The organism is Collinsella sp. OF02-10, from assembly GCF_003463445.1.
Lineage (GTDB): Bacteria > Actinomycetota > Coriobacteriia > Coriobacteriales > Coriobacteriaceae > Collinsella.
This window is the reverse complement of record NZ_QSCW01000030.1, coordinates 1,404-10,588: the sequence shown is the minus strand read 5'-3', so window position 1 is coordinate 10,588 and position 9,185 is coordinate 1,404. Positions and strand designations below refer to the sequence as shown.

Here is a 9,185-nt window from a genome sequence, read left to right as displayed (position 1 = left end):
TTGTTGAGCGTTGGTCAAAATGGTTGTTTTTACAGTAGCGCTAACACTCGTCGCCGACGATCCAGTTGACCGCGTACGTGTCGTTGTGGCAGAGCACCTTCGGCCACTCGTCGAGTTCCACGTGGTGCCAAACCCGGCCCAGGCGGCGCCTCAGGCCAGCGAGGCGCCCCACGGCCTCGCCCTTCCTCGGGGAGGCGAGCTCGAGCAGGCGGTCGCCCTCGGAGAGGAGGTCGACCGCGAGCGCGCAGGAGGCGCCGCTCTCGTGGAACGCGCGGATTTGCCCCACGCCCGCCGCGAGGTCCGCGGGGTTCTCGTAGTCGAAGGACCGCGACGAGGGCACGAAGCGCGAGAGCTTCCAGCCCTCGGGGCTGATGTCGATGACGGAGGGGTCGATGCCCAGCTCCATAGCCGTGCCCTCGGCCACCACCTCGGCGTCGCGGTCGACCAGGGCGGAAGAGCTCACGCCCGGGTGCCTGTAGACGTACTTCTGGTGCCTGAGGTGGAACGAGAACGAGACGTTCGTCAGGCCCGCGTTCAGCGGCTTGATGTGGGTTATCTCCTCGGGCGCGCACGAGAGAAGGCGGCAGATGTTGGCGATTGCGGCGGGGCTCACGTTCGCGAGCACGCCGTCCTCGCCGAGCTCCTCCATGCTGTCGAACTCGAGCATGCCCTCGGGGGCGGCGACGGCGAAGAGCGGCAGCTCGTCGGCATGCCGGCCCCAGAACTGCTCCCACAGGAGGCCCTTGACGCCGATGTACCCGCGCTCGCGGTCGTAGAGCCCGAAGAACCGCTCCGCCCACTCGGGCGCGATGTAGGCCGCGCCCACCATGCAGGTGCCCGAGGGGGCTCCGCAGCGGAGGTTCGCCAGCCGCCCGTCGTCGCAGACGTCCGCGACCAGCTCGCGCGTGGCGTCCCCCTGCTCGCGCACCATGCGCACGGAGCGGTCCCCGCCGCCGAAGCCGACGAACGGGTTCTCCGAGTACCAGTGGTCGGCGCAGCACAGGAAGGAGCCGCCCAGGCGGTCGCGAACGAGGTCCAGGCTCGAGAAGTTCGACTCGTCTGCCCAGCGGGTGCTCACCACCAGGTCGACGCCGAACCTGTCTTCGAGGTAGAAGAAGTGCTCCTTCTCGTAGCCCACAACCACGGCGATGTCCTCGACGCCAGCCTCGCGAAGCTGGCGAATCTGCCGCTCGATGAGCACCTCGCCCCTGTATTCGAAAAGCCCCTTGGGCTTGTCGTACAGCGGCGGGAAGAACTGGGACGACTTGCCTGCGGCTAGGATAATGGCACGAACATCGCTCATTTCTCGGTTCCTTCCTTTACTCGATATAAGCTGTAAAAGTGATGCCCAACTCGGTCAGATTCTGGCGGGAGCTGCATATAGTCCCCGTAAAAGATGTTCAGGATCTTGTCGTATCCAGAGGGAAGCGGTGCTTCGATGCCCTCGAAGCTAACCATGGTCGTACCATCGAACCATTCGCGTCGACAAAATGGCATATAAGTCATGCCAATTACTACGGAAACGAATTCAGACGTCTCGAAATCAAACTCAAGGGCTTCGCTCATGAGACGCCGATACTGATTTCCTGCGCCACCTGAAAGAGCACCGATTAGACGCTTGATAACTCTCTTCACTGGAGCGCAGTCCTTGTTGTAGTAATTCCAATCACCGGCACGGAAATAACTATTGGCGAGTTTCTTCATCCTCTGTTTATGATTTCGAGCATTCTGCTCATCGTTCCCTAGCCCGTCGAGAGGGTACACATCCACGAATGCGCCCAGACGGGCCTCGTCTCCAAATTCACCTTTCATCACATAACGCATATCTGAAATACGTGTTATCAAAAAAGGGGTCGGGTTGTCAGGGGTTGGTCCAATCGCAGCGAAAGGCCTAAGATCATGAGCATGCTTGTTGAAATACTCGAGCAGCGTATCATAGTCACGCCTTGGCATGCAGATATCGATATCGTCATCCCATGGGATAAATCCGTTATGTCTTACTGCGCCAATTGCTGTTCCGTACGCGAGCCAGTACCGAAGACCGAGCTTGTTACATATTCCACCAACAAATTCTAGTACGCCGATTGCGGCCTCCTGAACCTCCCGTGTGGTCAGTTCTCGCCCGAAATGCCTTTCATCCATAGAGTTCTCCCTATTCTTCCCTAGATGAGATTGCTTGATTGAGTGGTTAGGCCTTTAGCCTGTTAATAGTTCTTGATAGATCGCCGCGAAATGCGAGCAGAAAAACTGCATAGCTAAACAAGTACAGGAAAAAAGCAGGCAAGGCGGGTAAAAAATATGCAGCGACAACAAATTCCGCGGTTAGGGCTAACTCGGCAACACCAATGGAGCTTACGGAGACGCCGAGGAGGCGATTCATGTAGAGCTCAGTCCACATTCCCCTGGTAACAATAACAATTGTCATCACGGCAATAACAGCGAACACGGAGTCAATCACGTACACAGCAGCTATGGTGAGAGCGAGGCTGGCACATGCGGAAACAATATTAACCGCGAGCATTATGCGCTCCCGACGGAGAACATTGAAGTACGTTACGCCGGTAATGTTGAACTTACTGTCGAAGACACAAATTGGCAGAAGGAAAATCAGGAAGAGAAATGTGCTTGCATAATCAGGAAGCCAGAGCGCGAGAAGCCGAACCATTGGAAAATATAGTGCATACACCGCTGGAAAGAGCAAGCCCATTGCATCGCGCGCCGCCTGGTAGAAACCACGAACTTCTTCATGTGAAGCCTGTCTCAGCGAGGGAAAGAGAACCATCGATGCCTGGTTAACAAACGCGAGGAAAAAACTTACCAGTGACAATGCGAGCGAAAGTCGACCGAACGTCTCGATACCCCACTGAGCGTCTATGAAGAAACGCCCGATACCCAATATCAGCATGCTCATCACATTAGCGAGCATCATTGGGAACCCAATTCTTATGCTAGACCAGCCAAGACGCGCAGTTATTTTGAATCCTAGCCACTTGGCACTCCAAAAATCCCTCATATGCCAAGCACAATAAGCAAGCTGAACAATGGTGGAGGCAGTATACGCAAAGACGTATGGGTAGAAAACGTCGATATTCAAAACTAACAGAATTAGGAGAGGCACCAAAAAAGCAAACCTCTCGATAATAGTGGAGAAGGACGATTTCTTAGTCTCGTTCATACACTGCAGCTCATTCATCATGAATGTTGCAAGATTCTGTAGAACAAGGTAGATTGCAGTCATCACTACAACAAATATACGCTCAAAACCCTCTTGCATATAAGTTGAGAGAAGAATGATTACAAGAGCCATTATAGTTTGGTAAGTGACCCCGAAAATCATTTGGCTTTTGATGGAATCCTTATCCATCTTGTCGCGAGCTTGGCCACCGGTGGTCAGATATACACCCGAAGACAGTCCAAGGTGGAAGAAACCAACATAGCTGACATAGAAGATATAAAGCTGCCAGTAGCCATACTGTTCTACACCCAGTAGCTTGGGAACAATTAAAGTTTGCAATACCGATAGGGCCATGCTAACGCCCTGTGCCAAAAAAGCGACACCCATATTCTGAAGTATGAATTTCTTATTCAATCTTAAATCCAAACGCAGTTAGGGACTACAACAAGATAAGTAAACAAGTCGACGCAACAATCGCGTGAGAGCGCAAATCAGCAGTTAAAGCTTGCACTCGGCGGTACCATTCCTGCCCCGAAACGCCATTGACGTTACTAAGGGAGATGCAGGCGCTATAACAGTTCGAAGTAATAATTCCAAAATACATATCCGTTGTGAAAATTGTGGAAAAGCTATATGTGCGCTCATCATAAGTGGGCGTTCGGAATAAGCAGTTTCTCAACCGAGACTCAGCGAAAATCATCTTGACGATCAATCAACGTGAAAGCTCTCTTAGAAATCACTGCAATCAAAAGCAAATTAATCAAAACGCAGGTATCCCAAACGGTGTCATTGAAAGACATGAAGAACCAAAGGGGAACCCAATAAAAATAAGCAATGATACAAGTCGGCGATTTCCTAAGGTTATTCGCCAACGAATGCCTTAGCAGGATGTATATCCCAAGGGTGATTGCAAGAGGAATCATGCAGTAGCGCCCGTAATCATAATAAAAATCCCAAAACCCAGTTGTGACCGTTGCGCCCTTAGTGACGATAACTTTGCTATCGTTAGCTTCATTCAATGGGACATTAAATAGATTATCGAACTGTAAAACGCCAAAATACAGCGAGCGATAGCTGTTAACGCCGGCAAAAGTACCTTGTTGACCAACACAGGCGATGTTGTTGTTCAGATTGTAGAAAGAGAAGGGGAAATAGCCATAATAGAGAGAAAGGGCATCCCCAAACAGCTCAGGACCACTGTAACCGATGCCATCACCATATGTAATATCATAACGACCGTACGAGTTCATTCGATTGTTCCCGATGTTGATACCTGCCTGAACGACAAACAAAAGAACGATGGAAACGAGAACTGCTGTAATTACCTTCTTGATCTTAGATGGACCTTTATCGGATCTCTCTTTTGCTCCATTTATCGCATCAGTAATACCGATAAAAGCTACTAAAGAAATGCACTCTACAATCGCGATAAATGCATCCATACGAGCAGACTTGCCGAAGAATAAGAGAACGACGACTAGAATATCAAAAGAAAGGAGCCATTTCTTTCCATCTAAGGCGGCTAGGGTATTAAGGGCGACGACGATGTAGGTCGCCCCGGTAATGTAGAAAAACAGGGGCGCATGGAATGTGTGGATGTCAATTCCTGCCAATCCCGGCAAAATTTTACCAGATCCCATGTAATTTTCTATGAACATCGCCAAGAGATAGAGGCTGTCGACAACAACGAGAAAAACAGGTCCCAGCTTGTAACTGAATCTAAGCCCCCGCGGCAGTTTAACTATAGGATCAACGAACTGGAACAGTAGAAGCAACATATTAAAAGCAATGAATATCCAGTAAAAATCATCCTGAATAGGCGTGAGGAACAGGACAGACCATCCAGCAAAGAAAAGGAACATGGGGAGATAAATTCCCCAAACCACGTAGGTTAATATTGAAAAATAGTCACCTTTGCACATGCGGAAAATCCACGTGCAAATGCAGGCAATAGTAGTTATCCAGAATACAAAGGACATGTCTAACGCTCAATCTCGGGCAGCTCACCCAATTCCCGCAGAGAGTCATAAATGGCCTCTAAGAAGCCATATCCTCTGTTTTCATCGGGCTCAAGATATCCGCCCTCCGCCCATTCATTCCAGGCAAACATAAACAGGTAATCACTCGAGTAGACATTTCGAGCGCGCTTTACCTGCTCTTTGAAATAATGTCTGAACTTCTCAACAGTGACACCATCGTATAGACTACCCTTCATGCCTCTTCTTGGCGTATTATCCCAGTCGACGAAAGCGCCGGGAAAGCTATTCTTTCGAGTTGGTTCCATAGAAAGGATGGTGTTCCAGATTTCGTCATAGCTAATATGCGACAACCCAGTGCCGGAGCCAATAAACCTCAAATCTATATTGAAGTTCTTCTCCATAAACAAAGCCAACCTACGCTTAATTGCCCTTAGGATCTTGTGCTTCTGCGATTTTTTCATCGTCAAAGCAAGCGTCGGCTGGAACTCGATGTTGTAGTCAAAAAGATCTTCCCTTTTCTCTGGATAAACGTAGTAAGAGGGATGCTGGTAAGTAATAACTAGTCCACCCAGACCATTCTCTTCTGCAAGATTACGCCAACATGCAAGCATATCAGGAAGGCAGTCCACAATTTCGGGGCGATAAAGGACAACAAGAGGTTTACCATCGACACGAATATAGCGATCGTCCTTAAAGAACGGCAGGAGGTACTCGAAGTGTTCGCGCCATTCGGCTTCCCCACCATACCTCTGCTCAATAAGCACTTTGTTCTCGCCAGACACCCATTGGTTTGTCCAGTGTTCATTTGCCCAGCAGATACAAAACGGCAAATCAAGGCTCTTGTCAGCAAGGAACATTTCAACCGGCTTCTCCAGAAGCAAGTGGCCATCAAACCAGTAATGATAAAAACAGAACCCTCCAACTCCGTACATGTTGGCAAGGTCAACCTGCCAGCGTAGAGTCTTGGGGTCAAGAAGGTTGTAATAATTACCATTGAGGGGAACTCGAGGCTGGTTGTGGCCCTCAAAGAGGGGCATAGCCTTTCGCACGTTCGTCCACTCAGTGAAACCCTTACCCCACCATTCGTCATTTTCAGGAATCGAATGAAACTGCGGGAGATAGAAAGCAACAACGTTCATCAAGCTACCTAACAGTCAAAAAATTCTTTAATATCGGCAAATGTGCGAGTATTATCAGCTTCGATCCTATTCAAAAAGTTACGGCAACCCTCGCGTCTCTTTGAAATTAGATCATCGCTGTAAAGCTGTGCAATTCGATCCTTAGCCGACCTGTCCGAAGGATCGAACGCAACGCCGAGCTCATATTTCTCAGTCATATCAGCCATGGCGGTCTTATCGCAGACGAGGATGGGAAGCCCCAATTGGGCGGCAAAATAGAGCTTGTTGGCTAGTGCGTAATCCCAGTATGGGGAGCCGTTTCCATACATACTCAAAGCCATGTCAGCATCGACATATTGTTTTAGAGTTAACGAGAAATCAAACTCACCGGCAACCTCCACGTTCGATATGCCATGTTCCTTGATATATCCGTCAAGCTGCTCATACCCCCTGCCCCTGAAAACTAGCGAGAAGCGTTTGTCGTCAGCAAAGCAATCGATGACCTTCTTGTCGTAATCAAGGTTCTTTGCCGCGCCTACACATACGATTCTGAATGGAATATTATGATCATGATTAGCAATATGTTTTTCTTCATCGCCTAGAATCTGAGAGTTATGCATGATACGGAAGTTATGGTAGCCTAAGAAGTTTTTATAGGCAGGCGATGAGATAACAGGGCACGGGGAAGCCTCAATAAGACGTTGCTCAATATTATGGTAATTCCTATTATCCTCATGCCAGTAATCGCGAATGTCGATGATGAACCTCCCGCTGTACCTGTCGAGCAGAATGTCGTTCAGCAGAACAGCAGCATTACCAGAAAGGCAAACGACTCGTTTATATTCATTGGTTTTAAGAATTTTGCTGGCGAATCGCTTAAATCCAACATAACCAGTGAGCTTATCGAGCCTCTGCGCTAAGGTCGGTTCTCCGTGCCGCACCTTATGCTGATAGGCGAAGCTATTGTTTTGACCAGCATCATCGTCTGTGCAGTCGCGATCCCAAAAAAGAAAATCAAAGTCTTTACCACAAAGACATTTAATATATTGCGCAATATACGGGACGCGCTTTACATTATCCATACTAACTATACAGACATCTGAAACACTCATGCGATACCGTCCTCGGCAAGGGTCTTCATATACTCCCCCAGCTCTTCCTCCCAGTCGGGCATGCGGAAGCCCGTCGACTCGAGCCTGGACAGGTCGAGCGCGGAGTGGACCGGGCGCGGTGCGATGGGGCCCGCGGCGTTCGCGTAGTAGTCGGCGGTGCTGACCGGGACCACTTTGTCACCGTTGCCGTTGGCGGCCTCGAAGACGGCGCGGGCGATGTCGGCCCAGGACTTCACGGCGCCGGAGCCGGTGCAGTCGTAGGTGCCGTAGGGGGCCTTGTTCCCCAGCACGTGGAAGATGGCCTCGGCCATGTCGCGCGTGAAGGTCAGGCGGCCCAGCTGGTCGTCGACCACGGTGACCTGCCCGAGCCCGTCCTCGGGGTCTGCGACGCGGTCGGAGAGCCCCTTCATGGTCTTGACGAAGTTGTGCCCCTCGCCGATGACCCAGCTGGAGCGCATGATGTAGTGGCGCGGGCAGCCGGCCACGGCGATGTCGCCGGCGGCCTTGGTCTGGCCGTAGACGGACAGCGGGCTGAGGGGCTCGTCCTCGGTGTGCACCTCGGCCGTGCCGTCGAAGACGTAGTCGGAGGACACGTGGACGAGCGTGATCCCGTGCCCGGCGCAGGTGCGTGCGAGAAGGGCCGGCCCGGTGGCGTTGGCCTTCCAGGCGGTCACGCGGTCCTCGGGGGTCTCGGCCCTGTCCACGGCCGTGTAGGCGCCGCAGTTGATGACCGTGCCGTAGAGCGACCAGTCGTACTGCGAATAGGCGTCCGGGTCGGACATGTCGAAGGTGTCGATGTCGCAGAAGTCGAAGCCCTTGGCGACGCCGCGCTCCTCGGCGAGCGCACGCACCGCATGGCCCAGCTGGCCGTTACAGCCGGTGACGAGGGTGCGCTTCGGCGCCATGGGGACGACGTCCTTGAGCATCGGGTGGTTTTTGTCCGCCTCGGAGACGGTGGCCTCGTCGAGCGGGATCGGCCACTCGATGGCGAGCTCCGGGTCGGCGAGGTTCACGAAGGTGTAGGTCCTCTTCAGCTCGAGCGACCAGTGGGCGTCCACCAGGTACGTGTAGGCGGTGCCGTCCTCCAGGGCCTGGAAGGAGTTGCCCACGCCGCGCGGGACGTAGATGGCCCTGGACGGGTCGAGCGTGCAGGTGAACACCTTCCCGTAGGTGGCGCTGCCCTCGCGCAGGTCCACCCATGCGCCGAATACGCTGCCGCGCGCCACGGAGATGAACTTGTCCCAGGGCTCGGCGTGGATGCCGCGGGTGACGCCCCTCTTCTCGTTGTAGGAGACGTTGTTCTGGACGACGCGGAGGTCGGGGATGCCCAGGGCGCACATCTTGGCGCGCTGCCAGTTCTCCTTGAACCAACCGCGCGAGTCGCCGTGGACGGCGAGGTCGACGACCCTGAGGCCCTCGATGCCGGTCTCGGCGACGGAGAGGTCCTTCTCGAATGCGATGTCTGCCATCTGTCTATCCCCTCTCCTACTGGCCCTGTGCGCGGTAGCGGGCCTCGGTGGCCTCCTTGGCCGGGCGCCACCAGGACTCGTTGGCCACGTACCAGTCGATGGTGGCCTTGAGGCCCTCGGCGAAGTCGGTGTGGGCCGGCCTCCAGCCGAGCTCGCGCTGGAGCTTCGTACTGTCGATGGCGTAGCGGCGGTCGTGGCCGGGGCGGTCGGCGACCCAGTCGAAGTCCTCGGGGTCGCGCCCCATGGCCTCGAGGATCATGCGCAGCACGGTGATGTTGTCCCTCTCGCCGTCGGCGCCGATGAGGTAGGTCTCCCCCATGCGGCCCTTGGTC

Annotated in this window: 7 protein-coding genes and 1 pseudogene; all 8 read right to left on the bottom strand. The window is 53.0% G+C overall.

The window, feature by feature from the left end; all coding sequences use genetic code 11:
• Positions 1-40: 40 nt before the first annotated feature.
• Complete coding sequence (locus DXA43_RS09835) at positions 41-1,303, bottom strand: NTP transferase domain-containing protein (RefSeq protein ID WP_117807049.1); 1,263 nt, start codon at positions 1,301-1,303, stop codon at positions 41-43.
• Positions 1,300-2,142 (bottom strand): phosphorylcholine transferase LicD, encoded by an 843-nt coding sequence (locus tag DXA43_RS09830; protein ID WP_117807048.1) that lies wholly within the window; start codon positions 2,140-2,142, stop codon positions 1,300-1,302. The genes DXA43_RS09835 and DXA43_RS09830 overlap by 4 nt, the downstream gene beginning before the upstream one ends.
• A 46-nt stretch (positions 2,143-2,188) precedes the next feature.
• Complete coding sequence (locus tag DXA43_RS09825) at positions 2,189-3,562, bottom strand: oligosaccharide flippase family protein (RefSeq protein WP_147344759.1); 1,374 nt, start codon at positions 3,560-3,562, stop codon at positions 2,189-2,191.
• 299 nt (positions 3,563-3,861) lie between these two features.
• The gene (locus DXA43_RS09820) at positions 3,862-5,097 is read right to left on the bottom strand and encodes a hypothetical protein (RefSeq protein WP_147344758.1); all 1,236 of its coding nucleotides are present in this window, start codon (positions 5,095-5,097) and stop codon (positions 3,862-3,864) included.
• Positions 5,098-5,156: 59 nt separating this feature from the next.
• The gene (locus DXA43_RS09815) at positions 5,157-6,293 is read right to left on the bottom strand and encodes a glycoside hydrolase family 99-like domain-containing protein (RefSeq protein WP_117807045.1); all 1,137 of its coding nucleotides are present in this window, start codon (positions 6,291-6,293) and stop codon (positions 5,157-5,159) included.
• Between the two features lie 8 nt (positions 6,294-6,301).
• The gene (locus DXA43_RS09810) at positions 6,302-7,384 is read right to left on the bottom strand and encodes a hypothetical protein (protein WP_117807044.1); all 1,083 of its coding nucleotides are present in this window, start codon (positions 7,382-7,384) and stop codon (positions 6,302-6,304) included.
• Positions 7,381-8,853, bottom strand: coding sequence for a sugar nucleotide-binding protein (locus DXA43_RS09805; RefSeq protein WP_117807043.1), 1,473 nt, complete (start codon positions 8,851-8,853; stop codon positions 7,381-7,383). The genes DXA43_RS09810 and DXA43_RS09805 overlap by 4 nt, the downstream gene beginning before the upstream one ends.
• A gap of 16 nt (positions 8,854-8,869) precedes the next feature.
• Positions 8,870-9,185, bottom strand: a pseudogene (locus DXA43_RS09800) (GDP-mannose 4,6-dehydratase); the annotation flags it as partial.